We start from the raw sequence: 26124 nt of genomic DNA, 5'->3' as shown, positions 1-26124 counted from the left end.
CGGCCACAAGGAGCCCACCACCATGACCACCGACATCGCCAGCCGCATCCCCGGCCGCTCCGTCCACAGCTACGACCTCCTCGACGAGGCCGTCGACACCTACGGCCTCACCCGGGCCCAGGCCCACGGCGACATCCACGCCTTCCTCGCCCAAATCGTTGACATCGACGGCGACGACACCATCCTCGCCACCGAGCCGATGCGCCCCGAACTCCTCGTCGACAACCCCCGCGACCTCGACGTCTACTGCTGGCTGACCATCAGCGACGAGACCGCCGACGCCATCCGCGAAGCTCTCGCCGCCGCCTACGGCGAGCAGTGAGCGACGAACTGTGGACCGCCGCCCAAGCAGCCGACTACCTGGGCGCGGCCACCCCCGACTCCGCCCGGCGCACACTCTCCCGCTGGGGCGTGAAGGCCGCCGAGTACGCCCCCGACCCGGACAGCGGCAGGGTCACCGCCCGCTACCGGGCAGGGGACGTACGCACCGCCAAGGCGGCCCGCCCCGGCCGGGGTGCCCGCACCGACCTCGCCTGATCACCCGCCAGCACCCGAAGGGACCCACCATGCGCTACCTGCACGCCATCGAGAGCACCGAGACCGCCGCCAACCCGACCTGGCAGACCATCATCCTCGCCGACGCCGCCGAGGACCACGACGGCACCGCCGCCGACTACGGGCGCAACGTCCTCGACCGCTGGACCTACGACAACGACGCCCAGGCCGTCGACACCGACGGGCGCCCCCTGCTCCGGGTGATCGTCTGGAACGCTGACGAGTCGGACGCCCCGGCCGCCACCGTCACCGCCACCGACCTCGCCTGACCCCAGACGCTCCGAAAGCCCCGCCCGGCCTTGCCTGACCGGCGCTACGCTGGCCCATCATCAGCCCTTGAGGGTTCCCCGCCAGCACCCACGGAAGGAACCACCATGCCCACCATCTGGCTGATCTCCGCCGCCCCCGGCGACACCGTCCCCGGCCACGAACTCGCCGACCCCGGCTGCCCCGACATCCCCGGCCTCCTCGACCGGCCCGACGTACAGGCGTGGCTCGACAGCATCGGCTACGGCCCGGACGACCCCGACGAACTGGTCTACCTCAACACCGAGGACGACGACGAGATCCCCGACGGGTTCGAGTACCTGCGCGTCGACCTCTAACCCCAGGCACGACGAAAGCCCCGCCCGGCCGAAGCCGAGCGGGGCATCACTCTGCGGCTACCCGCAACGCGATCAAGGAGATTCCTCCGGCGGCTCCCGTTGGGCGTCGACCACCAACCGGACCCGCTGCACCATCAACCCGGCCAGCACCACCAGCAGCACACACCGGCCGAACCGCAGCACCGCCGCCGCCGGGCCCGACGGCCACACCAGCGTGATCAACACCGTGTACAGGCCCAGCAGGCCCACTGCGACCGTCACCGCCATGATGTGACGCCCTATCCGCGACCTACGCCACGGCGCCCGCACGTGGTACATCACCGCCGCCGACCCGGCAGCCACCGCCACCAGCGCCGACGCCGACACGTTCGCCAGCTGAGCCGCATCCAACGCCACCATCAGCGCCCTCCCTCCAAGCTCAGGCGAATCCGCTCTGCGAAGTGGTTCTCAACCCGCAGTGCACGCAACTCGCGCGCCACCTCCGCCGCCACCGGCGCCCGCCCCTCCGCCTCCAACCGGTCACACTCCGCCCGATACAACGCCGACCGGGCCGCCTGCTGCCCCGGCGTCACCCGGCGACTACGACCGCACCACGCCCTGATCCGCCGAAGCATGGTCCACCCCTCCGGGGTGGGCAGCGCACGCAGCACCTGCACCGCCGTCTGGCCGACCTCCACCGCCGTCACCGCGTGCTCGTGCTCCACCGCGCGGGCCGCCTCCGACTCCCGGAACGCGGCCCGCCACATGTCCCGCTCCTCGCGCACGTCGTCGTACGTACGTCTGGGGATAAGCCGGCCGGTGAGGATCAGCAGGACGACCAGAGCGAGCAGGCCGGCCGCGCCACCCTGGAGCACGCTGATCCCCCCAGCCTCATCCACCGTAGACGTCCGCCTCGGTGGTCGACGGGGCGGGCGCCGCGGACGCGGAGACCGGCGCGATGGCCTGGGTGCGGGTGAACATGGCGACCAGCGCGGTAGCGGCGGTCATGACGATGGCCTGCTGGTCCGAACTCCAGTTCAGCCCGAAACCGACCGCCAGCGCCACCACAGCCTGGATCGCGCCGAGCACCGGGGCGAACAGGGCGTCACGCGCGACGAACGCCACCACGACACCGACGACCGCAGCCGCCGCGGCGTTCAGCACGGCCTGCTGGTCGACGGACAGGTCGAGGCCGAACGCGGCGACGAGCTTGACGGCGGACGCGACGAGCGCCAGCCACAAGGCCGGCTCCCGGCCGAAGATACGCACCATGTCAGTTCCCCTTCGGGGTCGAGTTGGTGGAGTTGACGTCCACGTGGACGTTGACGGTCGCCTTGGCGATGGCCTGCTCGACCGCGGCCACCACGGCCGCCGTGTCGACGCCCTGGCTGACCAGCCCCGCCAACGTCTTCACCGCCGCGGACAGCCCGGCCAGCTGGCCGTACAGCACGTTGTGGCGGTGGTCGGAGTACGCCTGGATGTCGCCCGCGGCGACACCGCGCCCCGGCGTGTCCGGGTCCGGCAGCCGGAAGCTCCAGACCGCTTCCGCAACTTCCTGAGCACTGGGCATGTCGTCCTCCTGGACGGGAGTAGTGGGAGTGGGGTTGATGATCTGCTGGGTGCGCGCCAGGATCTGGCCGCGCTGGGCGAGCACCGCCTTACCCGGGCAGTCGTAGTGACCGCCCCAGGCCGCGCCGCCCATGCCGTGCCAGCCCAAGCCGCGACCGTTTGGGTCGTCGGCGAGCTGCAGCGGCACGCCGTACGTCCGGTGCAGCCACGCCAGCAGCTGCGCGCAGTTCTCGACCTGCGACGAGGTCAAGGCGTCGCCGCCCCGGCCCTCGTTCTCGACCGAGATCCAGTACGCGTTGCCGGCGCCCTGCGTCCACGCCCGGTCGGCCGTGTCGACGAGCTGCCGCAGGCCGCCGGACTTCGGGTTGAGGAAGTGCGCGCTGGCCTGGCTGTCGGGGTTCTTGAACCAGGCCTCGCTGCCGGCCTCGGTGCCGTCCTGGATGTGCAGGACGAGACCGCGGAACTCCGACATGCCGCCGGCGCGCTGATTGGGAGTCGGACCGATCCAGGCCGTCCCGGCCATCCGGGCCATGAGTGCCTCCAGGGCATGCTGAACTCCCTGAACTCGACCGAGTCAGGGTGGATGTGGGGGTGCTGGGCGCTACCGTTGAGAGGCCAACACCCAAGGGGGGTATGAGAGATGAAGATCAGCAGACAGTCCGCGGGGATCGCGGCGTCCGTCGCTGCGGTGCTCGCCATCGCCGGCGGCAGCGCGTGGGCGCTCAACTCCAGCGGCGACAACAACAGCGGCGGGCAGCAGCAGGTTCAGCAGGCCGACGTCGCCGACACCAGCACGCCCAGCCCGAGCGCCACCGGCACCGCCATCGCCACGGCGCCGGCCACCACCGAGCCCGAGACCACCACGGCCCCGGCCGCCACCACGCCGGCGGCCATCCCGACCAGCACCAAGAAGGCGAAGAGCGTGAGCACACCCGCACCCGACGGCCCGGGCAGCACCCAGGCGCCCGCCGACCCGAACCGCGTCGACCCGACCAACCCGAACAACCAGAACAACGGCGGCCACGGCACCGTCGACAACGGGCCCTACCCGAGCAGCAACATGACCAACACGGTCATGCCGGACCCGTACCCGGCGACATCAGCGCCGTGATCAGGACTGCACCCCGTACGTCGACAGGCCCATGACGCCGATCGTCCCCGCACCGGCGGTGACCCGGGCCTGCCATACCAGCTTGAGCGCCTGCTCGTGGGTGCCCGTCAGCGTGCCAGTGGCCGCCGAGTCGAAGAACGCCGCGGCGGCGATCGAGATGGGCGGGACGACGACGGTGCCGGTGTACTCGTCGATCATCCTGATCTCGCCCGTCGTGCCCGCCGAGGTCTGCACCCGGTAGTTCGCGGTCACCTTGGGGTGCTGCTTCATGAAGTAGTTGGTCTGCAGGCCGGTGAACGTGGCGCTGCTGGTGGTGTAGGTCGGCGCCTGGGTGGCCCCCACCCAGTTGTCGGTGCTGAGGTAGGGCCGGGCCAGGCCGCCGGCCTGCACGTCGTCGGCCAACACCGTCGTGCCGGCCTTGTCGCGCAGGGCGAGGGCCTGCGGGCTGGTGTCCGAGCTGTACAGGGACAGTGCGAGCGACCCGTCCTCGCGGTAGACCAGGATGCCGCGCTGCTCGGACCCGTCCGGATGGTTCGGGCTGATCCGGCCGATCCACGCCTGCGTGAACGCCCCGTCGAAGGACAGCATCCGGAAACTGCCGCCCGCGTACACGCTGACGTCGCCGCCGGCAATCTGGGTCTGCGCGGGCCGCTGCCCGACCCGCCCGGACAGATCCCGCACCTGGCCCTCGAGCGCGGCGAGCCGGTCGAGGATGTCCTGCGGCAGGTTGGGCAGAGCCATCAGGTGGCCTCCAGGTACAGCGTCGTGGTGTCGGGCCGGCCGCGCTGAGCCGGCCGACCGTGCAGTCCGACCACCCGGTACTGGGCGTCGAGGCCGTCGTAGAACCAGTCGTCTCGAATCCGCAGACGCACCAGGGTGCCGAGCTGCGGGATCTCGATCGTCCCGGTCAGGATGTCCACGCTCGGGATGGCGACGGGCATCTGGGAGCGGGCGAGGTCCGCGGCGGCGTGGCCGTCGAGGGTGGCCTGCTCGGCCACCGTGGAGTAGTCGCTGCTGCCGTCCAGGCGGGCCAGCCGGCGGCGATCAGGTCCGGGCTGGTGAGCTGGGCGGACATCAGCGGGTACGAGGTCGCGGCGAGGTTGTTGTTCACCGACGCGCCGCGGGAGACCCACGTGTTGGCCTGCCGGGTCGCGTCCTCGGGCAGGCTGTAGCGGTATATCTGCCCGGGCCGGTTCAAGATCGTGGGTCGGTCGCCCTGCGGCAGCCGCGGGTAGCCGAGGCGTACGGCCCGATGCCGGGTGCCGCCCGTGTCCGCATAGCACTGGATGCGCCACTCGAAGCCGCCGTCGACGGCGGCGAGTTGGTCGAGCAACGTGCCGATGTACGGCAGGTCGTAGCGGGAGTAGGTGCGATCCCGCAGCATCCCGGAGGTGGCGGCGTCGACCTCGAGGCCGAGGCTGCCGCCGGGCTGGGCGGCGTCCCAGGCCAGCAAGTCCCGGGCGATGTCGAGCTGGTCGGTTGCTGCGTAGGTCTTGTCGGCGGTGAGCTGGCGGTGCCCGCGCAGCACGGACTCCAGGCCCGCGCCCTGGATGGGGCAGGTGATGTAGCCGCGCTCGTCCGCGGTCGGGGTGCGGGTCCAGATCGGGCCGCCCCACACGATGCGCCGGCCCTGTTCCAGGTAGGACATCGTCCGGCCCGGCAGAACCCGCTCGCGCAGGCGCCGGGCGAACGTCTGGTTCGGGACCGGCGCGATGCACGACAGTGAGCCGGTCTTGCCGATGTAGTCGTCCCACTCGACGTCCTGGACGGGGATCAGCCCGATGTTGCGATCGGTCACCAGGTCGGTGACGCGCAGCTGATACGGGCCGAACGTCACGACGCGGCCTCGTAGGTGATGTTCCAGTGCAAGCGCGTGTTGGAACTGGCGCCGACCGGCACCGAGTTGGAAACGTTGTTGGAGGACGAGGAACTGGTGGCGGTCTTGACGATGAATCCGACTGTGCTGGCACCGGAAACGATCTGTGCTTTGCCGAGGTACTCGTTGCTGCCGGCGTCGATGTAGTCGCAGTCCCCGAGCATGAGGATGCCGTTGGCTGCCGCGGCCACGGGGAGGGACATAGACCAGATGCCCGTGCCGCCATTGCTGGTGGAGCCGAAGGTGAGGCTGCCGGCGAAGGTCACCTTGCGGCCGGTGCGGCACCAGCGGGCGACCAGGCTGCCGTTGCCGAGGGTGGGGTTGGTGGTGACGGCCGTCCAGGTCGGGGTGTAGGCGGTCCACGCCCCGGTGTTGACGTTGCTGGCGCCGGCGAGCGCGCCGCCGATCAGCAGGTCGTCGTCGGTCTTCAGCTGGTTCGCCGCGCCGCGGTAGAGGTTGACGTCGGTTCCGATGACGACCTGCCCGGAGGTGCCCAGGTACAGGCGGGACTCCCATGCGGCACCGTTGTAGCGCTCCAGGCCGTTGGTCGGGCTGATGTCCCGGTACTGTCCGGAGTAGGCGCCGGCCGCCGCGGCGGGGGCGATCCCGCCGACCGCGACGGTGTACAGGCGCCGGTCGGTCAAGGCGGTGCCCCAGTTGATGGGGCTGCCCGCGGACGCGCCGGCGGGCACCGTGATGTCCCACAGCCGCAGCGACGCGTTGCCCGGCGCGGACGGGCGGTGGGCGAGGCGGCGGCGGTGCCCTGCACGTAGTCGACCCGGGTCAGTGTCAGCCCGGAGCTGTCGATGAGGTTGTCGTAGACGGTGAGGAAGACCGAGTCGATCCGAGATAGGGAGGCGTGCCCGTTGGCGACGGAGATGGACTCCGCCACGGTGATTGCCGCAGGGTAGGCGCCCTGGGCGCTGGTGCCCTGGATGTAGGCGCGGCCGACGGCGAGCGTGCCGGACATGCCGGAGCCGGTCAGGGCGAACGGGGTGCCGCCCGGAATCACCCCGCTGCGCGAGGTCATCGCGTCGACGGGGTACATCGGGGACACCGGGGCGAGGCGGGTGTCCTGCCGGGTCTGCCCCGGGTTGTAGAGCCACGCGGCGCGTGCGGTCACAGAGACCCTCCGGGGTTACCAGTAGGCGGAGCGCCAGCGCACGGTGCAGCTGGCGGCCGGGTCGGGCGACCCGTCGAGGGAGCGGAAGGAGAGGGTGGAGGTTCCGCCCGGGGGGATGGCCATCAGCTCCTCCGGCACCGACCGGGCGGTGGCGAACGTCGCCCGGTCCTGGCCGCCCAGCAGGACGGTGCCGTTCCAGCAGTCGATGACCAGCTGGTCGGTGGCGGCCAGCGTCAGCGCGTACTCCAGGACCGTGCCGGTCCCGGCCAGGGCGACCGACGGGGTGGTGCACGGCCCGGTGATGGTGATCGTCGGATGGGTCTCCGCCGACCCCGCGTTGGTGCACGTGATGTCGCCGGTGCTGCCCGGCGCCCCCCACACCAGCCCGGTCTCCGTCGGCGAGCCCCAGTCCAGGCCCGTCTCCGTCGGGGAACCCCACGACAATCCGGCTTCCTGCTGCGGCAGCCCGGTCAGGGCGACCTGCTCGACCAACTGGTAGCGGCGCGGGTCGGTGGCCTCCCACTGGATCGCGCCGCCCTCCGCGTAGCCGAGCTGCCAGGACGAGGAGACCGGGAGGTCCATGCGGACGACCCGGGCCCACGCCAGCAGCGGGCCGCGCTCGTCGAGCTGGACGACCAGCGGCTGCTCGTCCTGGCCGATCGGGCACGCGGCCTCCAGCGCGGCAATCACCGCGCCCATCTGGCCAGCCGGGGCCCGCACCATCAGCGGGTCCAGCGTGATCGTGCGCGGCTGCGCGAGGAGCCGGCCGGGCCACGCCCGTACTGCTGGGCGCGCTTGACGGTGCCGGAGTCCAGACCGGGCATCGCCTCCCAGCCCTTGGGCGCCTTCCACCGGTAGGGGGTGACGACCCCCGCGGCCTGGCTGCGGCCGAGGAGGAGGGTGCCCCACTGGATGAGGCCGGGGCCGGTGACCAGCTCTCCCGCCACCGGATCACCCCCTGCCGCGTCCGAGGTAGGCGAGTTCGGCGGCGGTGCGCCGGGCGTCGCCGTTGTTGCTCTCGTGGTAGTGCTCGATGTGGAATCCGCCGCCCCCGCCCGCGCCGGCGAGCATGCCCTGGCCGGCGGCGAGTTGGCCGAGGCCGAGGCCGCCGTGCGCGGTGCCCATCAGGGAGGCGGTGGCGGCGCGCACCCGGTCCTGGCTGGAGGCCATGCCCTCTGCGAGGGCGAGGCCGATGGCCTGCCCGGAGTACAGCGGGTAGCCGCGGCCGCTGAACGGGCCGGTCTTGGCGGGGCTGTGCGGAAAGAAGTCGGCGATGCCGCCGACGAGATCCGAGATGGTGTCCTTGACCTTGCCCGCCATGGCCTTGATGCCGTCGATCAGGCTGCTGATCAGCTTCTTCCCGGCATCGAACATGCTGACGGCCAGATCGCCCAGGATCTTGCCGATCTTCATCGGGAGTTCCATGAAGATGTCGGTCATGGTCTGGGCGATGCCGATCAGTAGCTCCTTGCCGGAGCGCAGGGCCCCGGAGAAGTCGCCGCTGAGGATCTGGCTGACCATCCTGAACGCGGGCACCACCACGTTCTGGATGACAGCCGCCAACTGCCCGGCGAACAGGGCCGCCAATTGGGCGACGGCCGTGATGATCGGCGTCAGCAGTGGAAGCATCACCCGCAGGTAGTCGCCCAGCAGAACGCCCATCTGGGTGAGAACCGGCGCAAGCGCGACCATGATCTGCCCGAACGCCGTCCCGAGCTGCCCCAGGGCCGGGGAGAGGATCGACAACAGGTCGCCCAGAACCGGCAGCAGGATGCCCGTGAGCGTGGTGATCAGGTCGAGCACCGGCTGCAGCACGGCCGGCAGCGCGGCCAGCACCGGCTGCAGGATCGCGGCGATGATCTGCCCGACCTGCGCGACGATCGGCGCGAGCTGGGCGAAAATCTGCCCGATCGCCGCGATGATCGGCGTCAGAATCGGGCCGATCATCGCGATCAACTGCCCGAGGACGGGCAGCAGTGGCGAGACCGCCTGCAGCAGGCCGCCGATCGCCTGGGCCGCGGCCAGGAGCACCGGGCCGAGAGCGACGATGATGGGCTGGAGCCCGGCGCCCAGCGCGGCGATCAGCACCTGCACCGGCGGCCCGAGCGCGGTGAGCACCGGGGCGATCACCTGCAGCGCGGAGATCAGCAGCGGCGCCGCCGTCGACGCGAGCGCGGCCGTCGCCTTGAACAGCGCCTGCAGGCCGGACTGGATCGCCGGATCGGCGAACGCCGCCGCCAACGCACCCGAGATGACGACCAGGGTGTTGACGAAGCCGCCGCCCGACTGCTGCGCGGCACCGAGCACTTCGCCGATGAACCGGCCGACGTTGCCGACCGCGGTGCCGAGCTGGCCCAGCAGGTCGATCGCGGTCTCGATCGCCCGCTGCATCCCGCCGCTGCTGAACGCGCTGTCGAGCTTCTGTGACAGCTTGTCCAGACCGCCGCCGGCCGCCGCGCCGAGCCGCTCGAACGCAGGACCGGCCGCCGCACCGATCTGCGCGACACCCTGGATGAAGACCGCGGGCAGCCGGGTCAGGCCGCCCAGGCCCGCGTTCGCCGCCGCGAACGCCTTGCCCAGCACTCCGCTGTCCGACATCTCCACGGCCGCCGCGACGGCGCCCTTGGCCATGGCGTTGAGCTGCTGCGCGGAACCGACCAGCGCGTCGTGCAGCACCGGCAGTACCGACGTCGCCCCCGCGCGCAGAGAACCGGCGAAGCCCTCGAAGAGGGACTGCTGGACGTCGAACTTCAAGTCCGACAGCGCGGGCTTGAGGCGGATCAGCTCCTCGACGAACGCCCGCGCGTTCGGCGACAGCTTCGCCAACGCCGCGGCGAGCGGGTCGACCCCGCCGGCCGCCGCGCCCGCACCGGCCTGGTGCAGCGCCTCGATGGCCCGCTGGACCTGCTCCGCGCCCTGAGCGGCCGTCCGGGACTGCTGGACCTGAGCGTCCTGCAGAGCGCGCGTCTGGTCCTCGACCTGGCGCTGAGCCTGGACGATGCGGTCCTGCGCCTGGACGACCCGCGCCGACCCTTCGACGCCAGCCGCGTTCGCGGACGCGGCCTGCTGCTGCAGGCGCTCGTAGGAGACGCCTTGCTCGAGCAGCCGCTGCTGGGCCTGGTCGAGCGCCAGTTGGGCCTGGGCCCGCTGGCGTTCGGTGGCGGTGCTGCCCTCGGCGTGGCCGCGGTCAGCGCATCCTGCGCGTCTTGGACCCGCAGGACAGCGTCCCGCTGGGACAGTCCGGCATCGGCCAGCCGGTTGTTCAGGTCCTCCAGGTCCTGCGCGGCCTGGTGACGGGCGTCATCAAGGGCCTGCTGGACCTTAAGGGCTGCCTGCTGGGCGTCGGCCAGGTTACGCTCGGCGTCCGAGACCCGGCGTACGGCCTGCTCATTGGCGTACGCCGCGTTCTCGACCGCGTCCTTGACGGCCCGCTGGGCGTTGGCGTACTGGTTCGCCGCCCCGCTCGCGGCCCCCGCGGCTGCGGCGCGTCGGCGAACGCGGCCTTGATGGCGGAGCCAATGCCCGACGTACCGATCTTGATCGCGGCGCCGGCCGACGCCACGGCCAGCAGGCCGGTCACCGCAACACCCGCGGCGGGGGCGATGGCGACCAGTGCCGCGGACAGGCCGGCCACCAGAGGCAGCGCCCCGCCGATGGCGCCGCCGACCATCGCGATGCGGCCCGCGACCGAGCCGATCGGACCGGCGGCGTCTCCGATGCCGGACAGTATCCGGCCGAATCGGTTGCCGTCGTCGCCGCCGTCGGCCAGCTCGTGTCGGGCCCGGCCGACACCCTCCTCCAGGCGGCGGGCGCCGCGCTCACCCGCCTCGCCGAGGCCCTGCTCCAGGGCGTCGCCGATGGTGGTGCTCTCGGCGACGAACCTGCCGCGCAGGTCCCGAATTCGGCCGTCCGCGGAGCGGGTGAAGCCGTTGACTGCCAGCTCGGCATCCGACATCGAGCCGAGCAGGCGGCGCGCCCCCTCCTCGCCGCCTTCACCCAGCCCGCGGGCGAGTTCGTCTCCCGCCTGGGTAGCGCCCTCTTCGACGGCCTCGGTGCCGAGGCGGATGCCGTCGCGCAGGGCCTCGCCCATGAGGCGGGACTCGGACGCGAACCGGCCCCGCATGTCGCGCAGGCGGCCGTCGGCGGAGCGCTGCAACCCCTGCAGCTCGGCCTCGGCCCAGGCGAGCCCGGTGCCATCGACGTCGACCTGGAAGGTTGCCGTCAGATCGCCGACGTTCACCCGCGACCACCGCCCGCCTACTGCTCGGGCGGATCACCGCCAGGTGGTGGGTCGGCGTCGCCGTAGTACGAGCCGAGGGCGGCTGCGATGTCCGCCGGGCTGCTGGTGACCAGCGGGGTATCCGCGTACGCGCGCGGCCAGCGGGCCTGCTCGGACAGGCCGCCGAGCAGCACCATGAACTCGCGGGTCGACATGCCCGCGATCAGCGCCGGAGTGAGGTGGTACTCGCGGATCAGATCCGCTTCGAGGAGCGCCCACCGGGTGAGGACCGCCCGCCAGAACCGCTCCGCCTGGCCGCCCTGTTCAGCGGCGCCACGGCTTTTCCCCGGGCCTGCTGCTGGTCGTAGCGGTCGGCGGCCTGTGCAAGGGTGCACGAGCGGGGGGAGTGCATGTTCTGGGTGGCCCAGATCAGGATGATCGCGAACTGGCGGTCGTTCATGCCCCGTTCGAGCCAGTGGTCGAGCGCGTCAGCGCCGAACACGGGCGCCAGCACCGTGCGGATCGACGCGAGGTCTTCGTCGGCGGCGTGTCGCTCGGAGAGCATGGTGAACGCCAGCGGCACCCGGGTGGGCAGGGTGTAGGTGCGGTCGTACAGGACCAGGACGGCGGGCTCGACCGGGGAGACCTCCGCGGCGAAGAACGCGTCGGCGTCGGTGAAGTCCGGCGCGGCGCCCTCCTCGTCGTCGAAGTCGTCCTCGAACTCGCCGTCGAGCTCCTCGCCGTCGCCGTAGGGCAGGTCGGTCACGGGGCGGCCACCAAGGCCTCGGCGCCGGTGCGGGCGACCTCCATGCCCCACTTGCCGAGGTCGTTGGTGCCGCCGCCGAGCTCGCTGCTCTTGGCGGTGCAGGACCACACCCGCCACTGGGTCTCGCTGGAGTGCCGGAAGCGGATCTGGCCGACGCTGTTATCGGCGAGGCCCTGGGCGAGCGCATCGAGGGCGGCCTGCCCGGCGTCTGCGACGCCGGTCGCCTTGTCGATCTTGCGGCGGCCTTCGAGCTTGATGGAGCCGCCGCGCTGCAGCACGATCTCCTCGTACTGGCCGTTGCTGTCGAAATCGGTGCTCTCGGTGTGGGCGTCGTGGTCGCCCGGGTTCACGCTGAACGACGTGAGGCCGCCGATGTTGGTCCACGTCGGAGCCGCTCCGACGCCGATCTGGAAGATGTAGCCGCGCGCGGCCACCTTGGTTGCGGCCATTCCGGCCACCTCCTACGTGCGGTTGGCGGTCGGATTGACCGTGTGAATGCGGAAGTTGACGACGTGCTCGTGCCGGCCGAGCGCGTCTTGGCCGATCGGAGACGGGGTCTGCTGGGCCACAGCGAGCTCCAGCCACGTACCGTCGGGCAGCGCCGTGTCGGTCAGACCGTGCAGAGCGCCGTAGACGGCCATCGCCTTGGCCCTGGACGGACGCGGGTCGCCCGACAACGGGCCCCGGCAGCGCACTTGCAGCCCCGACTCGTCGTCGGCGGTCACCGGGTCGGGCTCACCCAGGCCGTACGAGCCGAGGGCGACCGCCTCGTCCGGGGTCGGCGGCATCAGGTCGGGGAACGTGTCGCCGCTGGTGCCGTCGGGGTCGTAGGTGAGCAGGCCGAGGCCGTCCAGGTAGCGGGCGATACCGTCGAGGAGGTCAGCCACCGCCACCCCCCGCCAGAGCCCGGCGGATCTCGGCTCCGACCAGCGCCAGCACCACCTCGCGGTTGGCGAAGAACGGCCGCTCCAGGTACTTGGCCTGCCGGCCGGGAGCGTGCCGGTAGTCCAGCTCCTCGTGCTGGCGCACCGCGTACGGCGTCGAGAACGAGACGATGCCCTGGAGCCGGGTGGCGTCCACCCGGGCCCGGCCGGAGCGCTCCAGCGTTCCCTCATCCAGCGGCACGACCTTCTTCGCCTCGGCGAGGACGTGCTCCATGCCGAGCTCCAGCCCGTGCGCGGCAGCACGCCGGACGGCCTCCAGCGCCCGCGCCCGGTCGAAGTGCAGATGCGACACCGCCACCACCCCTACACGAGCTGCAGTTCGACATGGTCGGGTGTGGCGAGGCCGCCGCCGTCGCGCCGCAGTGCGGCGATAACAGTCGTCTGGCGCCCGCCGGGGAGCGTCACCCTGCTCTCGGCGGGCGCGTTGATGGCGAGCGGGCTGTAGGCGGTGCTGGTGCTGGTGACCTGGTCGCCGCTGGAGGCCCGCACCAGACGGGTCTGCTCGTCGAGGAAGCAGCGCACCTGGACGGGCGGCCCATACCTCGGGCCGTACGCCGAGTTGCCCAGGTAGGGCTCAACGGTGATCAGGTGGCGCATCAGCCACTGCGGCAGGGCGGCCACGTCAGCCCTCCACCGCACCGAGGACGAACAGGTCGGGCGTCAGATCGGGGGACAGCAGCGCGTCCCACGCCTTCGGGGCGATCTTGCGTGACGGGGCGTCGGAACCGCTGACGGCCGTCACCGACCGGGCGAGCTTCGCACTGCCGATCTCCACCGACCCCCACCCCACGCCCGCCCGCGCCGGTGGAGTCGCCGAGCTCTCCCCACCACTCGACCTGCGCGCACACGGCATCCCTCACCGCGGCCAGCACGACCGTGCTGGTGGGCATGCCGCTGGCGTCGGCGTCGAACCAGCACACCCGCAGCACCTCGCGGTCCAGGAAGCGGGAGGCGTCGCGCAGGAGCCGGTCGGTGCTGGCGGTCGCGCTCTGGCCGGTGTACGCCGTCCAGTCCGAGGCGGTGGCGTACACGCGGCTCATACCTGCGGCATCTCCATCACGGCGAGCTTGACGTTCGTCGTGGCGGAGAAGTCCAGGTACACCTTGCCGTCGGTCTGGTTGTAGATCGTCGCCGGGAACGGGCCGATGGTGACGTCGCCGGTGGTCGCCGGGATCGTGACCTGCTTGCCGCCGTTGGCCGGCGCGACGCCGTCGAGAGTGCCGGGCATGTTCACCGTGACGGTGACGGCCGACCCGGAGGTGTTCGTGACGCGGACGATCCGGCGGCCGTTGTTGGCGAACTGCTGGCCGCCGGAGGCGTTGGCGTTGTCGAACGTCGGGGTGAGGCCGTTGCTGGTGAGGGTCTGGACTGCGGAGATGTCGGCGCGGGCCATCAGCTCGCCCCCTTCGTGGTGAAGCGCTCGACCAGCTGGTCCCGGGTCATGGCGTCAGCCTCGGCCCGGTCGAGGCCCGCCCCGGTGGCGTAGGCGACCCAGTCGGCCTTCGACGCGGACCGGGCGGGCATCTTGCCCTCCGGCCCGGCGTCACCGGACAGGCCCGAGGCGGCGCCGTACTTCGCGGCGAGTTCATCACGGGTCATCCCCGCGATGTCGGCCTCCTCCTCGGGCGTCTGGGCGAGGGAGTTGGCGTAGTCGCGCCACTGGTCGAGGGGGCGTCGTCCGCCGGACGCTGGGCGAGGAGCGGCGCGGCGCCGCCCTCGCCGTCGTGCTCGGTGGTGCGCAGAGGCGCGCCCGCCTGCCCGACCGCGGCCTCGGGGGCGGGGCCGCGGCTGCCGTCCTCGCGGATCGGCTCGCCACCGTCGGGCGGGTTGAGGACTCGCACCGGGTTGTCGACGAGCAGGTGCGGGCGCGACAGGACGCCGTCGGAGACCAGCGAGGGCACCGGCTCCCCATCGGCCAGACGCACCCAGTTGTCGAGGGCCTCCAGCCGGGAGTTCGGCTCGTCGTACTGGGCGGTGTCGCCCGTGTTGCGGTTGAAGTAGGTGATGCTCACGCTGCCACCGTCCTGAGGTCGACCTGCACGAGGATCTCCGTCGGGGAGCCGGCCGGGGAGGCGAGCACGACGGACAGGTTGTCGCCGGCCGCGCAGGTAGCGTTCTGCACGGTGGTGCTGCCGGCCCACGCGTCGGTACTGGTGGTCAGCACGGACGCCAGAACGTCCAGCGCGCCGTGCTTGACCTGGACGGTGCCACCGGTGCCGCCGGTGCGGTAGGCGCGCACCGCGATGACGTTGGCCGCGGCCGGGACCTTGAACAGCTGATAGGTGCCCGCCGTGCCGGACGGCACGCGAACCTCCTTGCTGTAGGTGCGGACAGTCGACAGGTCGACCTCGCCGGACCGGCCGTCCACGGTGTGGACCTTGTAGCCCATGGGGGTTCCTCTCCTGGAAGGGGGCTGAGGGGTGCGCCCGCCCGCGCGGGCGCGCAGGGTCAGGCGTTGGGCCCTTGATGAGGACGGCACGGTTGGCGTCGATGGTCTTGGTGCCGTACAGACAGTCGACGCTGACCACCATCTGCTTCTTGTCCATGTCGTAGTCGCGGATGACGCGCAGGCCGTAGCCCTTGTAGTTGACGATCGCCGCGTCCAGGGCGCCCTGCGGCAGCTCCAGCGGGCGGAACGCCAGGGCGAACGCGGTGCGGTGGAAGGCGACGTCGACTTCGGTGGTGGGCTGGCCGGTGGCCGGAGACTGGGCGGGCTGCCCCACGTTCTGGGTCATGTACGGGTCGAAGCCGCTGACCCTGTCGCCGAGGGACGCCTCCAGCAGGCCCTCGGTGGAACCGCGCCGGTCTGCCTGCCGCCAGGTCTTCTCCGCCACCCAGAACGCCTTGGTGGTGGGGCCGATAACGACAGAGCGGTCGGCCATCGGAACCTTCGCCCGGTCGAGGACGGCGCGGCCTGGATCAGGACCCGGGAGTCGCTGTACGGGTAGGACCCGTTGTAGCCGTTGTAGTCCTCGCCGGCCGCGTTCGGGGCGGTGTTGCCGACCTCCTGCACGATGTCGGAGCGCAGCAGGAGCAGGTCCCGGTCGATCTTCTGCGCGATGGCCTCCATCGCGGGGGTGAGGAGCTGCTGGTCGAAGTCCTGGATCTTGAGGGTCATGTCCTCAGACGTGACCGCGAAGCTGACGTCGGCGAAGTGGTTGAGCGTCATGTTGACGCTGCCCTCGGTGGCGTCCTGCACGGTGATGCCGGAGGCCCGGTTGTACTCGTTGGCGGTGAACACGGCGGGCTTGCGGATGGTGATGGCGTCGCCCTGCTTGCGGGCGAACTCGTTCTCGAAGTCGCGGTGCACGAGTGAGGCCATGACGGTGGTCTCGTAGAGGTTGGCGAGGGCCTGCTGCGCGATCTGCTGCGCGGTCAGGAACGTGTTGGCCATGGGGGCTGGTTCTCCTTACCCGGTGCGGCGCTTGCGGCGCTCGGCTCGGATGTCGTCGATGGTCTGGGGGCCGCCGGGCTTGTCGCCGGTGGAGCCGTTGAAGTCGGCCGCACCGGAATCGGACTTGGCGGGGGCGGCGGCGAGCTTGGGGTTGTCGGCGATGGCCTTCTCGATGGCCTTGCCGACCTTGACTGCGAAGTCCTCGGCGGCCGGGTCGAGCTTGCCGAGGCTGGCCATGAAAGCCCGGGAGTCGGTGAGGGCGCCCGGGTCGGCACCAGCCTTGGCCGCGCCCTTGAACACGGCGAGCTCGATGCTGGTCTCTCGGTGGGCGGCCTGTGCCCGCTCGATCTCGGCCGTCAGCTTGGCCGGGTCGGGCGGCGCATCCTTCTCATCCTTGATCAGGCCGAGCACCTTGCCGAGGTCCTGCACCAAGGCGGTTCGGGCCTCGGCTGCCGCGGTCTCCTTGGCGCTGGTGCGTTCCTTGCCAGCTTCCTTGCGGGCGTCGGCCAGTTCCTTGGTGAGCCTGGCGATCTCCGCCACCTGGTCCCCGCCGGACGTCCCCTTAGCGGGGCCGGGTTTGGGCTTCTCGTCGGTGTTCTCGCTGCTGCCGCCGCCATCCGGACCGGTGTCGATCTCGCCGCCGGAGTCTCCGGTGTCAGCGCCGCCGCCGGTGCTGTCGGACCCGGAGTCGCCGCCGTCCCCTCCGTCTGCGTAGAGGAACGGGGAGAAAGGGCTGTGGCCATAGGGGTGGGCCCAGCCATGGCGGGGCAGGGTGGGACGTCGCATCGTGCCCTCCTGGGGCGCGTCGGTGGCCGGCTCCTGGCCGGCCGGAAGGGCGGCTCGCTCCTGGCGGGCCGTGGTTCACCCGGCCGCGCCCGGCGGCCGGAAGTCTGAGGGCGGCCTATCGTCGAGGGATGAGGAACCGTGTGAGTGAGCGGCCGACAGGTCGAAAGTGCAGGCTGACCGGATACGGGGAAGTCCAGGAGGGCTACCAGACGTACACCGAGGAAGACGGTTGGGGCCCATGGACGCCCAGCGGCCCACCGCAGTGTCCGGGCGGATGCGATCCGAACGCTTCCGACTACGACGTCCACCACATCCGGCCCGACGCCTAGCGTGCGGTGCCGATCTGCTCGCGGGCACTCTTGCGGGGCAGCTGCTTCTCCGCGGTGAGGGCCCGGATGCGGCCCTGGTAGGCGCGCACCCGCGCGCCCGCGGCCCGGCGTGCAGTGTCGTCCAGCGCGACGGCCTGGCGGCGCTTCCACTGCCGGACCTGGCGCTCCAGGTAGCGCTGGTGCTGGGTGTCCTCGTACGTCGCGCCGCCCGGGTGCGGCGGCGAGACAGGCCGGGTGCTCACTCCAGGCAGGTACAGGCTGATGGAGTGCCGGCAGTTCGGGTGCAGCAGCCCGGCGGCGCGCGCCTCTGGCAGACTGCCGGCCACGCGCACGGCGACCTGCCGGCCGTCGTCGGTGGCGTGAGGCAGCGTCACGTCGCGCTCGCCGCCCGGCCCGGGCAGTGCCAGGACCTCGCCCTCCCAGGGGCGGCACAGCGGGCACTCCAGCGGGCTGTCCGAGACGGTGACGTAACGCTGGCCGAGCGCGGCCAGCCGGTCGGTGTGGCCCTGGATCGCAGCCCGGCCGGTCGCGGTGCGTACCGACATCTCCGCATAGCTGGCCATGTCCCACGAACGCCCTGCCCGGTCGACAAACCCCGCCACGCCGCGCGCGGTGAGCTGGTCGAGGGCGCGTTGCGCGGCTTGGCGGCGCGTCATGACTCCCGTCAGCACGGTGCCGGACACTCGGGCGACCACCGACCGGTAGATGTCCTCGACCGCCCGCAGGATTCGCACCCACACGGGGTCCTGCTCGACAACAACCGCGGCCGCAAGCCGATCCACCACGGGGGCGTTCGGCACGGCCCGCTCGGCGAACGCCCGCAGGCCCTCCGGCAACATGCCCAGTTCGGCGACCGCCGCCTGCCTGCCACGCGCGTAGGCGGCGGCTACCGCGGTGCCGATCGCGCCAGTGGCGTCGTCGCGGAGCGCAGCGGTGAGGGTCTCGGCGCCAGAGCGCAGGTCCCTCACCGCTGCGAGCTTGCGTTCCACCCAGCGCGGGGACTCCAGATCGGAGCCGAGCAGGCGTGCGATCAGCTCCAGCAGCGCCAGCTCGGCCTCGCGGTAGAGGTCGGCCACGGCCCGGGCGAGGTCTTCGCCGTCGGCAGGGGACACCGGCACCGGGGTCACCCCCTTCAGGGCATGGGCTGCTCGTCCCGAGGGCGGCCGGGTCGGTGACAACCCGGCCGGTTTCGGCGAGGATGCGCCGCACTTCGTCTTTGACCTGGATGTCGGTCCAGTCGGGGTTGACGATCGCTACCCGGGTCTCGATGGACGCGGCTTCGGCCTGGGCGAGGACGTTGGCGGTGTTGCCCAGGGTCAGCTGGTCGTCCTGGACTCCGTCTTGGAACTCGATGGTGGGGCGGGCTTGCCAGTTGGCGCCGCTGCCGAACAGCTCGGCGTCCATGGCGAGGAGCGCCTGGACGGCATCGGAGAGGCCGGGCCGCCAGTAGAGGATCTTGTTGCCTCGGGTGGTCATGGACCGCTGGCCCTTGGCGCGGATCTCGGTGGCGGTGACGGCGACCTCGCCGGAGCCGCCGAACGTCTGCTCCGAGTACCCAGCCGAGGAGATGATCTTCTTGACGAGTTCGTCGCAGGTGTCCCTGTGCTCCTGCACCCGGATGTCGAACTGCACCAGCGTCAGCGGGTTCTCGCCCGGCTTGGACAGCATGTCGAGGCCGGCGAGGACCTCGCGGTCTACCCACGACGTGCCGCGGCCCGGGCCGTTTGAGGTGAGCATCGACTGCGGAACGACGATCCGCGCCTTGGCCAGACGGACATCGGTCATCCACGAGGCGTGGGTGCGATCGAGGTCGTCCATCAGGTTCTCGACGCCGTCGAGATCGGCACGGCCGAGGTTCGCCAGCAGTGGCAGGGACCGCCACTTCCGTGTCGGCTGGTTAGGGATGTGCGCGACGCCGAGCTTCGGGTAGGCCATCTCGATGCGGCCCTGGTCGTCGACCTTTCCTGCGAGTGGCGCGGTCTCGTCCATGTCTTGCAGCGGCACCGGGCGGCCGAGCTTGTCGGCGGTGCCCTGGTAGAGGCCGTGCAGGGTCACCCCGGGTTCGTGCCGCTCCAGGTGCCGCCACACCTGGCCGTCCTGCTCGGCCACGATCCGCCAGAACGTCACCGCGGACAGTCGGCCCCACGTGAATTCCGGGACCGCCCGGTCGGGTTGGACGGCGTCCAGCCAGGGCTCGTCGGCGATCGCCTTGTCCGCGACGGGGCGCAGGTAGATCCCGCCAAGGGCGGCGGCCAGTTCGGCCGCGCGCAGCAGTGTGGCGTGGAAGCGGTCGCCGGCCACCGCGGTGAGGCGCTTCGTTGTGGCGTCGTTGCCGTCGGGCATGACAATCCGCGGCGGCTCGGAGAACAGCAGGTTCGCGGAGGCGGAGCAGATGTCGCTGGCGATGGGGATGTGGGTGTGGGAGCGCTGTTCGCCGGGGGCGGGCGGGGTGCCCCACCACCAGCGGGCCATGCGGCCGACGACACCACCGCGGTACTGCGATGTCTTGGCGTCGGGCAGGCCGCCGGTGCTGCCGCCGTAGAGGGCGGCGAGCCGGGCGGGATCGCCGGCCCACCATGTGTCCCACTCGTTGATGGCCAGCAGCGCTGGCTGGATGGGCGGCGGCGGCCAGGGGATGTCCCGGTCGGGCAGGGGCACGACGTACCTCCGATCAGGTCAGGCCGCCATCTCCAGCGGGGTGATGATGTGGGGGCGCCACAGCGTCTCGGTGGTGGTGATGGCGTACCGGCCGCCGTCCAGGGAGTGGTCGGCAACCTTGATCGGCTTGTCCTTGCCGTCGAGGGTGGCCTTCGGGTCCCACGAGTAGCCGGGGGCCTCGCGGATGAAGCCCTCGCAGCGGTCGGCTACGAGGAGCTGGCCCTCGGTCAGCAGGGTCGCGAGCAGGCTGATCCCGCGTGAGACGTCGTTGTCGGCTTCGGCTGCGGTTAGCCCGTCGTAGTGCAGCTGCGTCCGGAAGCTGGCCGCGGCCGGGTCGACGACCACCCACTCGGGAAGTTGACTGCCCGCGTGCGGGGCGTGGGCGGTGGTGTGCAGCCAGTCCCGCATCGACGCGGACAACTGTCCGTCGGTGAGGCGGTGCTGGGAGTGCTGCGGGTCGTGGCGCCACTCGTCCATCAGGTACAGGCGGCGGTCTATGCCGAGGCCGAGCAGCAGGCCCGTGGAGGGGTTGGTGGTGCCGTAGTCGACGCCGAGGGCGAGGACCCGTTGCATGGCCGGCATCTGGTGCCAGCCGATGACGTGCCGGGCCGGGTCCCACATGTCGAAGATGGCGCCCTCGGCGGCGACCCACTCGCCGAGGATGAAGCGCCGATACCAGAGCCCGGTGTAGGTCCGCTTGTACCTGTCCTTGATGGTGTCGGACAGGGCCGGGTTGTCGTCGAGCTGGAAGTGCCAGACCCGCCAGTCGGTGAGCTGGCCGAGCCGGTCGAGGAACCGGCGGCGCACCCAGTGAGCCGGCGAGTCGGGGTTGGTCGTGGCGAAAATCTGCGAGCCGTCGACGGAGCAGCGGCCGAGGAGCTGCTGGAAGAACTCCTCGGAGATGACAGTGAGTTCGTCGACGTACGCGCCGCGCATGTCAGGCCGCGCAGCACCTTCTCGGCCTTGGCGTCGGACGCGCCGAGGACGTGCACGGTCCGGCCGAGGATGGTCGCGGTGCTAGCGCCGTTGGTGTATCTGGTGAGGCGGGCGAGCGCGCCGAACAGAGCTGGGTCCATGAGTGGCGCGAAGACGTTTCGGTACAGCGAGTCCCTTGTACGGCCGACGACAACCAGTTCCCCGCCACGGGGCGCGGTGGCCACGTAGACCAGCCACCGCAGCAGCGAGATCAGCGTCTTCCCGGACCGGATCGATCCTTCAGCGAGGTTCACGAACGCCGTCGAGTTGACCACGTAGTCGAGCTGCTTACGCCCGATCGGGATCGGCATCTCCTGCAGCATCGTCGACAGCCTCTCCGCTACCGGCGGCGTCGGCCTTGACCTGGTCATGGACCCGCTTGAGACCGAGCATCAGGTTGCCGAGCATCGTGCCGGCCTCCTCGATGCCGCTGGACTCCACCGGCGGGACCAGCTTGAGGGAGCGGTCGAGGGCCATCCCGGCCGTGGCCATCAGGTTCTTCTTGTCGGCGGCCGGCGGCTCGTCGAGGGTGTGCTCCTCGTAGGTGTTGTCCTTGCCCCCGAACGCGAACACGGTGGCGGGCTGCCAGAGTTGCGCGCGCAGGTTCTCGGCGTCGGTTTGCAGCTGCTCGGCGAGGGTGAGGCGGCGGTCGGCGAGCTGTGCGCGCCGGGTCTCCATCGCTACCTCGACCTCGCCCGCGCGGGCGAACGCCAGGCCCATCTCGGCGGCGAGCATGGATACGAGGTGCCTGGATCGACCGATCTGGTCGGCGATCTCGTTGCGGCCGAACCCTTGGGCGTGCAGGCGCCGGACGTCGTCGTAGTCCTCCTGTCTCCGCGGGATGTTCGCGGCCATGGCTGCCTCCTCCCGAGGTTAGGACAGGCCGGCCCACCAGGCGGTGGAGGCGCCGGCTAGGGTGCCGATGCTGGCGGGCATGGCGGTGGTCTGGCCGGTCGCGGCTGTGGCGTACCGGGAGCCAGCCGCGTTGAGGCCGAGGTTGACGGCGGACTGGCCGAGGCCGCGCAGGAACGTCGGCAGGGTGGTGCCGTTGGCGTACCAGGCGATCAGGTAGTCGCCCGCCGCGAGGGCCTGTGCGCTGCTGAGAGCCATGGTCTTGGTGCCGGTGGACGTCCAGGCGGCGGACTGGTCGCCGGTCGAGGCGATCAGCGATCCGGCGGCGGTGTACACCGCGGCGAAGCACTGGCTGCTCGTCAGGGTCGCCCCGCGGTGGAGACGAACAGGACCACGTTGGTGACGGTGGCCGCGACGGGCAGGTGCACCCGGGCGACGTTGAGGGTGCCCGCCGCGCCGAGGATGGTGCCGCCCGCGCAGGTCGCCGGGTCCTGGGTCCAGGTGATCAGGCCGTGGTCCTCCGGCGCCCAGTAAGCGCGCGGGTGGATGTGGTCGGCCGGGGACGCGAGCGTCGAGGAGCCCGCGGCGGCCGGAGTGCCGATCTTCTTCGGCACCGTGGTGCTGTCGACCGTGGTCCCGCTGCTGCTGGCGCTGGTGAGCGCGTAGCGCAGATACTCGCCGGCGGTGAGGACCGTCATGCCGCGGGACGCGATGCCGGAGATGATGCTGTTGAAGTCGGTCTGGCTGACGGTCGCGGTGTCGCCGGGCGTGCCGGTGGTGATCTGGTGGAACGTCAGCACGAGGACGCCGCCGGCGGCCTTGACCTTGTCTAGGTCTCCGCCCGCGCCGGTGATCAGCGCCGGGTCGTAGCCGCCGGTGTACGAGCTGATGGAGGAGATCCGGCGAATCCCGTCGTAGCGGGGCGGGGGGAACGTCTCGCGGGTCTTGTTGACGGTGGTGAACGCCGAGTGGAAGTAGCGCTCTAGGATGTCGCTGATCTGTGCGCCGTCGCTGGTCTTGCCGTTCTGGCCCTTCGGGTAGGCGATCATGTCGGCGCCGCGGAAGTGGTTGGCGACCGCGTACGCCTTGGAAGCGCGGCAGTCCGCATCGAGCTGGGCGGCGGCGACCCCGTTGAACGTGGCACCGTGCACCGAGTCCGCGTAGGCGTGGCAGGCCAACTCCCAGCCGCTGACGCGCTGCAAGTCCTGCGCACCTTGGAGGGTGAGGCGGCCAGACAGGCCGAGACGGTCGATGATCAGGAACAGGGTGGCGACGACGCCGTACTGGTCGAGGATCGGCCGGCCGAGGTCGACGAACGACTGGAAGCCGTCGTCAGCGGTGATGATCACGCAGCCGTTCGGGAACACCGCCGAGCCGTCGGCGACCAGCTCGGCGGCCTGGAGCCGAACGGTGACGGGTGCTCCGGTGTCGCGGATGCGGACGCGCAGGGAGGTCAGGCCGGTGCGTGGGCCGGTGCCCAGTGCGGTGGCGTCGGCGAATCCCAGCGTCATGAGGACCCAGTCGCCACTGGTGATGAAGTTGCTGCCGGTCGCGCCGGTCTGCGCGGTCCACGTCCACCCGTTGGCGTACGTGTTGTCAGTGCCGAGCTGGACGACGAGGCTGTTCAGCGTCGCGATGTCGTCGACACGCACCAGGATTCGCAGCGCCCGGGCGGTGGCGTCGGCCGTGACGAGGGTGGCCCCGGTGATGCTGTAGGTCAGCGAGTCGCCGGGGGTGGTGAGGCGCACGCACTGCGACCCGCGAACGTAGGTGCTGGTGTCGTTGACGAGGGTCGCGCCGGGGACGGTGAAGCCGTGCCCGGACTGCCATTCGGTGAGGATCTGCGCGGGCTGCGGGTAGCGGGGCAGCCGGTACGCGGGCGGGTACGCCACCGAGGTGTCGAGCCCCGAAGAGGCGACCGCGCCGATGCTGGCCGGAGTGATCGGGTCGCTGCCGCCGGTGGCGTGGCTGCTCGCGTGGGCGGTAGGGGTGCGGGAGTTGGTGGTGCTGGGGTCGTCGGACCGGAGCGCGATCGTGCTGCCCGCGCCGGCCGCGCCGAGGGGCGGCTGAGGGCCGGTCGCACCGGCGGCCCCTGTAGGCCCCTGGGCGCCGGTGTCGCCCTTCGGTCCTGCGGGCCCGGTAGCGCCGGTGATGCCGGTCTGCCCTTGCGGTCCCTGCGGGCCGGTGGCCCCGGCGGGCCCGGTCGCTCCCGTCGTTCCTGTCGCACCGGCAGGTCCGGCGGGCCCCTGCGGCCCCTGCGGCCCGGGCGGTCCGGGGACGAGCGCGATGCTGCCCGGGTTGGGGCCGACGCTGATCAGGTCCGCCAGGTCGACGGTCGGCCCGAGCGACGTGGGGATGCTGACGTGACGGTCGATCACGACGCCGCCACTGGCCTCGACTACGACGTGCAGCGTCCAGCCGGCCGGCGACACCCCGGCCGCGTCGTTCGGGATCACGGCGATCGACCACTGGCCGGTGGCCGGGTCGATGCTGACGGCCTCCGGGCCGGCCCACAGCGTGTTGGCGGTGGCGGAGGCGAGGATGGGCGCGTCGGGGGTGATGGTGGCGATGCCGTAGCCGGTGTGGCCGGCCACGTTCTGGAGGCGGCCGGTCAGGGTGACGGTGGGGATGCCGGGCGGGAAGGCCATGGTCACCTCCGTCGGGATATGCAGCGGCCCGCCGCGAGGGGGGTTGGTGGCGGGCCGCTGGTTTGTGGAATGGCGAGAGCCCCGCGGCTGCTCGGCTGCGGGGCTCTCGGTGTCTGTTGTGTCCGGGCACGGCGGACGTGGGGTCAGGATGCCACAGGTAATCGCTGGGGGCAACTACTGGGGCGGCCAGGGCTGCTGAGGCTGCTGCTGGCCCTGCTGGTAGCCGGGCGGCGGGGCCGCGTAGGTGACGGTTTTGGTCTTCCGGCCCATGATCGCGGCGATGGGCCAGCCGGTGATCGCCCACAGTCCGCCGGTCAAGATGGTGAGGACGATGTGCAGGACGTGGTTGGCGCCGCGCTTCGTGACGACGGTGGTCTTGGTCATGTCGCTACCCTGCCGGTGGTGTGGGTGGCGTGTCGGAGATGTTGCCGAGCTGTGACTGGTCAGGCTCCGGGTGCCCATTCGCGCCGGTCGCCGGGGTGGTCGGCGGCCACGGCCACCTCCAGTCCCAGACTGTTTCCACTTCACTGCCGTACCCGGAGCGCACCGACACCTTCCCCGGGTCGATCCACATCACCGTCTTGAGTGGCAGGTCGGCCACTCCGACTTCGATCCCCGCCGTAGCGGCAGCCTCGGTCAGGACCGGGTCGAGACTGTAGTCGTTGTACAGGCACCGCACTTCGGACCCGAAGATCGGCTCGGCCAGGGACCACTCGCTCTGCGCGAGATGGGCCTCAATGCGGGCGGTGAGGGCGACGCGGTACGCCTCGACCTGGTCGGGCGTGTACGCGCGGGCGTTGGTGTTGGCGAGCGCGGCGAGCAGGGTGTTCGCGTCGGGGTGGCCGACGTTCTGGTGGCTCGGTTCGGCCAGCCGCAGGGCCCACCAGGACGCGGCGGCGACGGCTTCGGAACGTGCTGTCATGGGGTCATCCTCTCGCAGTGCGACTGCCCCGCGCCGGCAGTCGGGGCAGTTGGTCGGTCAGGTCGCGGCGAGTACCGCCGCGATGGCGAGGGCCAGCACGGCGGCGATGGTCAGGTCGGTGGCCCGCTGCAGCGCGGTCATCTTGTCGACGGCAAGGTCGGACAGGGCGGTCACGCAGTTGGCGCGCCGGTCTTCGGCGAGGTCGGCCCGCAGCTGCTGCGGGGTGCGGGTGGCCCAGTGCGGGAAGCTGGCCTTGTCGGTGCCGCCGAGGCGGGGCCGGATGACGAGGACGGAGGCGACCAGCGCGGCGGCCAGCAGCAGCCCGGCGAGCGCGGTCGAGATGGGCTCGGCCCGGCCGCTGGCGGCGAGCACGGTGAGTACGGCGCCCAGGATGCCGCCGCCGGACAGGAGGGCGGCGGCCTTGGCGTCGGTGCGGGTCATCTCGGCCGCGACGGTGGCTTGAGCCCGGTCGAGCGCCCGGTCGACGGCAGGGTCGACAGTGGTGGCTTCGTCCGGGGTGACGGTGGTGGTGTCGGGCTGGGTGGTCATCGGGTTCTCCTCAAGGGGCCGCCCCGCGTGGTGTGCGCGGGGCGGCGGGCTGGTGGTGGGTCAGGCGGTGATGCCGCGGCGGCGTTCCCACTCGCGGGTGCAGTCGCGCACCAGGTCCCGGATCACGGGGTCTCGGTCGGCCTCGTTGCGCTCGATCGCGTCGGCGAGTTCGTCGTCGGTGAACTCGTGGATGATCTTGTTCGGCCAGGCGTAGGTCATGGCTGGCTCCTCTCGGGTCGGGGTGAAGTCGGGCTTGTAGTCGGG

Annotated in this window: 42 protein-coding genes and 1 pseudogene; 7 read left to right on the top strand and 36 right to left on the bottom strand. The window is 71.5% G+C overall.

The annotated features are described in order from the left end of the window. Nucleotides 1–22: 22 nt before the first annotated feature. The 4 genes from QMQ26_RS02145 to QMQ26_RS02130 all read left to right on the top strand — a co-directional run bounded on the left by QMQ26_RS02145 (nucleotide 23) and on the right by QMQ26_RS02130 (nucleotide 1160). The gene (locus QMQ26_RS02145) at nucleotides 23–322 is read left to right on the top strand and encodes a hypothetical protein (protein WP_282204563.1); all 300 of its coding nucleotides are present in this window, start codon (nucleotides 23–25) and stop codon (nucleotides 320–322) included. Continuing rightward, entirely contained in the window at nucleotides 319–537 is a 219-nt protein-coding gene (locus QMQ26_RS02140) for a hypothetical protein (RefSeq protein ID WP_282204562.1), read from the top strand. The genes QMQ26_RS02145 and QMQ26_RS02140 overlap by 4 nt, the downstream gene beginning before the upstream one ends. 29 nt (nucleotides 538–566) lie before the next feature. Further along, entirely contained in the window at nucleotides 567–824 is a 258-nt protein-coding gene (locus QMQ26_RS02135) for a hypothetical protein (protein ID WP_282204561.1), read from the top strand. A 105-nt stretch (nucleotides 825–929) separates the two neighbouring features. Beyond that, nucleotides 930–1160 carry a hypothetical protein gene (locus QMQ26_RS02130; protein WP_282204560.1) on the top strand — a complete coding sequence of 77 codons (231 nt, stop codon included), beginning with the start codon at nucleotides 930–932 and terminating at the stop codon, nucleotides 1158–1160. Between the two features lie 72 nt (nucleotides 1161–1232). On the opposite strand, the gene QMQ26_RS02125 is transcribed toward QMQ26_RS02130, so the two are convergent. From QMQ26_RS02125 to QMQ26_RS02110, 4 genes are read right to left on the bottom strand one after another with little or no spacing between them, the layout of a single operon-like run. Further along, the gene (locus tag QMQ26_RS02125) at nucleotides 1233–1559 is read right to left on the bottom strand and encodes a putative phage holin (RefSeq protein ID WP_282204559.1); all 327 of its coding nucleotides are present in this window, start codon (nucleotides 1557–1559) and stop codon (nucleotides 1233–1235) included. After that, nucleotides 1559–2014, bottom strand: a complete 456-nt coding sequence (locus QMQ26_RS02120; protein WP_282204558.1) for a DUF7620 family protein — start codon at nucleotides 2012–2014, stop codon at nucleotides 1559–1561. Before QMQ26_RS02120 ends, QMQ26_RS02125 begins: the two co-directional genes overlap by 1 nt. 16 nt (nucleotides 2015–2030) lie before the next feature. Beyond that, the gene (locus QMQ26_RS02115; RefSeq protein ID WP_282204557.1) at nucleotides 2031–2411 is read right to left on the bottom strand and encodes a hypothetical protein; all 381 of its coding nucleotides are present in this window, start codon (nucleotides 2409–2411) and stop codon (nucleotides 2031–2033) included. A 1-nt stretch (nucleotide 2412) separates the two neighbouring features. Then, nucleotides 2413–3240, bottom strand: coding sequence for an N-acetylmuramoyl-L-alanine amidase (locus QMQ26_RS02110; protein WP_282204556.1), 828 nt, complete (start codon nucleotides 3238–3240; stop codon nucleotides 2413–2415). Nucleotides 3241–3348: 108 nt separating this feature from the next. Between QMQ26_RS02110 and QMQ26_RS02105 the strand changes: the two genes are divergently transcribed. Continuing rightward, nucleotides 3349–3819 carry a hypothetical protein gene (locus tag QMQ26_RS02105; protein ID WP_282204555.1) on the top strand — a complete coding sequence of 157 codons (471 nt, stop codon included), beginning with the start codon at nucleotides 3349–3351 and terminating at the stop codon, nucleotides 3817–3819. Here QMQ26_RS02105 and QMQ26_RS02100 read toward each other — a convergent pair whose 3' ends face one another. From QMQ26_RS02100 to QMQ26_RS02065, 8 genes are read right to left on the bottom strand one after another with little or no spacing between them, the layout of a single operon-like run. Further along, entirely contained in the window at nucleotides 3820–4560 is a 741-nt protein-coding gene (locus QMQ26_RS02100) for a hypothetical protein (protein ID WP_282204554.1), read from the bottom strand. Then, on the bottom strand, nucleotides 4560–4739 hold the full coding sequence (locus QMQ26_RS02095) for a hypothetical protein (protein ID WP_282204553.1): 180 nt from the start codon (nucleotides 4737–4739) through the stop codon (nucleotides 4560–4562). The genes QMQ26_RS02100 and QMQ26_RS02095 overlap by 1 nt, the downstream gene beginning before the upstream one ends. After that, nucleotides 4727–5656, bottom strand: coding sequence for a hypothetical protein (locus tag QMQ26_RS02090; protein ID WP_282204552.1), 930 nt, complete (start codon nucleotides 5654–5656; stop codon nucleotides 4727–4729). Before QMQ26_RS02090 ends, QMQ26_RS02095 begins: the two co-directional genes overlap by 13 nt. Then, nucleotides 5653–6339 carry a hypothetical protein gene (locus QMQ26_RS02085; RefSeq protein ID WP_282204551.1) on the bottom strand — a complete coding sequence of 229 codons (687 nt, stop codon included), beginning with the start codon at nucleotides 6337–6339 and terminating at the stop codon, nucleotides 5653–5655. Before QMQ26_RS02085 ends, QMQ26_RS02090 begins: the two co-directional genes overlap by 4 nt. After that, nucleotides 6336–6818: a hypothetical protein gene (locus QMQ26_RS02080; RefSeq protein WP_282204550.1), complete on the bottom strand. Its 483-nt coding sequence runs from the start codon at nucleotides 6816–6818 to the stop codon at nucleotides 6336–6338. The genes QMQ26_RS02085 and QMQ26_RS02080 overlap by 4 nt, the downstream gene beginning before the upstream one ends. Before the next feature lie 15 nt (nucleotides 6819–6833). After that, nucleotides 6834–7541: a phage distal tail protein gene (locus tag QMQ26_RS02075; RefSeq protein ID WP_282204549.1), complete on the bottom strand. Its 708-nt coding sequence runs from the start codon at nucleotides 7539–7541 to the stop codon at nucleotides 6834–6836. After that, nucleotides 7541–7765: a hypothetical protein gene (locus tag QMQ26_RS02070; RefSeq protein WP_282204548.1), complete on the bottom strand. Its 225-nt coding sequence runs from the start codon at nucleotides 7763–7765 to the stop codon at nucleotides 7541–7543. The genes QMQ26_RS02075 and QMQ26_RS02070 overlap by 1 nt, the downstream gene beginning before the upstream one ends. Before the next feature lie 4 nt (nucleotides 7766–7769). After that, complete coding sequence (locus tag QMQ26_RS02065; protein ID WP_282204547.1) at nucleotides 7770–9644, bottom strand: phage tail protein; 1875 nt, start codon at nucleotides 9642–9644, stop codon at nucleotides 7770–7772. A gap of 51 nt (nucleotides 9645–9695) precedes the next feature. On the opposite strand from QMQ26_RS02065, the gene QMQ26_RS02060 reads away from it, so the two are divergent. Further along, nucleotides 9696–10112 (top strand): hypothetical protein, encoded by a 417-nt coding sequence (locus QMQ26_RS02060; protein ID WP_282204546.1) that lies wholly within the window; start codon nucleotides 9696–9698, stop codon nucleotides 10110–10112. On the opposite strand, the gene QMQ26_RS02055 is transcribed toward QMQ26_RS02060, so the two are convergent. The 16 genes and pseudogenes from QMQ26_RS02055 to QMQ26_RS01980 all read right to left on the bottom strand — a co-directional run bounded on the left by QMQ26_RS02055 (nucleotide 10081) and on the right by QMQ26_RS01980 (nucleotide 18383). Beyond that, on the bottom strand, nucleotides 10081–11058 hold the full coding sequence (locus QMQ26_RS02055; RefSeq protein WP_282204545.1) for a hypothetical protein: 978 nt from the start codon (nucleotides 11056–11058) through the stop codon (nucleotides 10081–10083). The genes QMQ26_RS02060 and QMQ26_RS02055 overlap by 32 nt on opposite strands. A 17-nt stretch (nucleotides 11059–11075) precedes the next feature. Further along, nucleotides 11076–11252: a hypothetical protein gene (locus tag QMQ26_RS02050; protein ID WP_282204544.1), complete on the bottom strand. Its 177-nt coding sequence runs from the start codon at nucleotides 11250–11252 to the stop codon at nucleotides 11076–11078. 38 nt (nucleotides 11253–11290) lie between these two features. Further along, nucleotides 11291–11803, bottom strand: coding sequence for a hypothetical protein (locus QMQ26_RS02045; protein ID WP_282204543.1), 513 nt, complete (start codon nucleotides 11801–11803; stop codon nucleotides 11291–11293). Then, nucleotides 11800–12252: a phage tail tube protein gene (locus QMQ26_RS02040; protein ID WP_282204542.1), complete on the bottom strand. Its 453-nt coding sequence runs from the start codon at nucleotides 12250–12252 to the stop codon at nucleotides 11800–11802. Before QMQ26_RS02040 ends, QMQ26_RS02045 begins: the two co-directional genes overlap by 4 nt. Nucleotides 12253–12264: 12 nt before the next feature. Further along, nucleotides 12265–12690 carry a minor capsid protein gene (locus QMQ26_RS02035; protein WP_282204541.1) on the bottom strand — a complete coding sequence of 142 codons (426 nt, stop codon included), beginning with the start codon at nucleotides 12688–12690 and terminating at the stop codon, nucleotides 12265–12267. Continuing rightward, nucleotides 12683–13039 (bottom strand): hypothetical protein, encoded by a 357-nt coding sequence (locus QMQ26_RS02030; RefSeq protein ID WP_282204540.1) that lies wholly within the window; start codon nucleotides 13037–13039, stop codon nucleotides 12683–12685. Before QMQ26_RS02030 ends, QMQ26_RS02035 begins: the two co-directional genes overlap by 8 nt. A gap of 11 nt (nucleotides 13040–13050) precedes the next feature. Continuing rightward, the gene (locus QMQ26_RS02025) at nucleotides 13051–13368 is read right to left on the bottom strand and encodes a hypothetical protein (RefSeq protein ID WP_282204539.1); all 318 of its coding nucleotides are present in this window, start codon (nucleotides 13366–13368) and stop codon (nucleotides 13051–13053) included. A gap of 1 nt (nucleotide 13369) precedes the next feature. Beyond that, the gene (locus QMQ26_RS02020) at nucleotides 13370–13522 is read right to left on the bottom strand and encodes a hypothetical protein (protein WP_282204538.1); all 153 of its coding nucleotides are present in this window, start codon (nucleotides 13520–13522) and stop codon (nucleotides 13370–13372) included. Between the two features lie 261 nt (nucleotides 13523–13783). Then, nucleotides 13784–14140: a hypothetical protein gene (locus QMQ26_RS02015; protein WP_282204537.1), complete on the bottom strand. Its 357-nt coding sequence runs from the start codon at nucleotides 14138–14140 to the stop codon at nucleotides 13784–13786. Continuing rightward, a complete protein-coding gene (locus tag QMQ26_RS02010; RefSeq protein WP_282204536.1) occupies nucleotides 14140–14346 on the bottom strand; it encodes a hypothetical protein in 207 nt (68 codons plus the stop codon). The genes QMQ26_RS02015 and QMQ26_RS02010 overlap by 1 nt, the downstream gene beginning before the upstream one ends. Beyond that, nucleotides 14343–14759, bottom strand: a complete 417-nt coding sequence (locus QMQ26_RS02005) for a hypothetical protein (protein WP_282206722.1) — start codon at nucleotides 14757–14759, stop codon at nucleotides 14343–14345. Before QMQ26_RS02005 ends, QMQ26_RS02010 begins: the two co-directional genes overlap by 4 nt. Beyond that, nucleotides 14756–15136, bottom strand: coding sequence for a hypothetical protein (locus QMQ26_RS02000; protein WP_282206721.1), 381 nt, complete (start codon nucleotides 15134–15136; stop codon nucleotides 14756–14758). Before QMQ26_RS02000 ends, QMQ26_RS02005 begins: the two co-directional genes overlap by 4 nt. 151 nt (nucleotides 15137–15287) lie before the next feature. Beyond that, nucleotides 15288–15482: pseudogene (locus tag QMQ26_RS01995) on the bottom strand (P22 phage major capsid protein family protein); the annotation flags it as partial. Continuing rightward, a complete protein-coding gene (locus QMQ26_RS01990; RefSeq protein WP_282204535.1) occupies nucleotides 15479–16141 on the bottom strand; it encodes a P22 phage major capsid protein family protein in 663 nt (220 codons plus the stop codon). The gene QMQ26_RS01990 and the pseudogene QMQ26_RS01995, both read right to left, overlap by 4 nt. Nucleotides 16142–16156: 15 nt before the next feature. Beyond that, a complete protein-coding gene (locus tag QMQ26_RS01985) occupies nucleotides 16157–16927 on the bottom strand; it encodes a hypothetical protein (protein ID WP_282204534.1) in 771 nt (256 codons plus the stop codon). Nucleotides 16928–17252: 325 nt separating this feature from the next. Further along, nucleotides 17253–18383 (bottom strand): phage minor capsid protein, encoded by a 1131-nt coding sequence (locus tag QMQ26_RS01980; protein ID WP_282204533.1) that lies wholly within the window; start codon nucleotides 18381–18383, stop codon nucleotides 17253–17255. Between the two features lie 214 nt (nucleotides 18384–18597). Between QMQ26_RS01980 and QMQ26_RS37855 the strand changes: the two genes are divergently transcribed. Beyond that, nucleotides 18598–18984 carry a hypothetical protein gene (locus QMQ26_RS37855; protein ID WP_404814039.1) on the top strand — a complete coding sequence of 129 codons (387 nt, stop codon included), beginning with the start codon at nucleotides 18598–18600 and terminating at the stop codon, nucleotides 18982–18984. 948 nt (nucleotides 18985–19932) lie between these two features. Here QMQ26_RS37855 and QMQ26_RS01970 read toward each other — a convergent pair. From QMQ26_RS01970 to QMQ26_RS01935, 8 genes are all read right to left on the bottom strand, one after another. Then, nucleotides 19933–20850 (bottom strand): PBSX family phage terminase large subunit, encoded by a 918-nt coding sequence (locus tag QMQ26_RS01970; RefSeq protein WP_282204532.1) that lies wholly within the window; start codon nucleotides 20848–20850, stop codon nucleotides 19933–19935. A 327-nt stretch (nucleotides 20851–21177) separates the two neighbouring features. Then, complete coding sequence (locus QMQ26_RS01965) at nucleotides 21178–21744, bottom strand: helix-turn-helix domain-containing protein (protein ID WP_282204531.1); 567 nt, start codon at nucleotides 21742–21744, stop codon at nucleotides 21178–21180. An 18-nt stretch (nucleotides 21745–21762) separates the two neighbouring features. Continuing rightward, complete coding sequence (locus QMQ26_RS01960) at nucleotides 21763–22077, bottom strand: hypothetical protein (RefSeq protein ID WP_282204530.1); 315 nt, start codon at nucleotides 22075–22077, stop codon at nucleotides 21763–21765. A 23-nt stretch (nucleotides 22078–22100) separates the two neighbouring features. Continuing rightward, the gene (locus QMQ26_RS01955) at nucleotides 22101–24389 is read right to left on the bottom strand and encodes a hypothetical protein (protein WP_282204529.1); all 2289 of its coding nucleotides are present in this window, start codon (nucleotides 24387–24389) and stop codon (nucleotides 22101–22103) included. Nucleotides 24390–24563: 174 nt separating this feature from the next. Next, nucleotides 24564–24773, bottom strand: a complete 210-nt coding sequence (locus QMQ26_RS01950; protein ID WP_282204528.1) for a hypothetical protein — start codon at nucleotides 24771–24773, stop codon at nucleotides 24564–24566. Between the two features lie 4 nt (nucleotides 24774–24777). Continuing rightward, the gene (locus QMQ26_RS01945; RefSeq protein ID WP_282204527.1) at nucleotides 24778–25311 is read right to left on the bottom strand and encodes a hypothetical protein; all 534 of its coding nucleotides are present in this window, start codon (nucleotides 25309–25311) and stop codon (nucleotides 24778–24780) included. A gap of 57 nt (nucleotides 25312–25368) precedes the next feature. Further along, complete coding sequence (locus tag QMQ26_RS01940; RefSeq protein WP_282204526.1) at nucleotides 25369–25860, bottom strand: Pycsar system effector family protein; 492 nt, start codon at nucleotides 25858–25860, stop codon at nucleotides 25369–25371. A 60-nt stretch (nucleotides 25861–25920) separates the two neighbouring features. Then, the gene (locus QMQ26_RS01935; protein ID WP_282204525.1) at nucleotides 25921–26079 is read right to left on the bottom strand and encodes a hypothetical protein; all 159 of its coding nucleotides are present in this window, start codon (nucleotides 26077–26079) and stop codon (nucleotides 25921–25923) included. Nucleotides 26080–26124 lie beyond the last annotated feature (45 nt).

The sequence above is a fragment of the Kitasatospora fiedleri genome (assembly GCF_948472415.1).
Taxonomy (GTDB): domain Bacteria; phylum Actinomycetota; class Actinomycetes; order Streptomycetales; family Streptomycetaceae; genus Kitasatospora; species Kitasatospora fiedleri.
The sequence above is the reverse complement of the archived record's forward strand: the minus strand, read 5'-3'. Positions and strand labels throughout refer to the sequence as shown.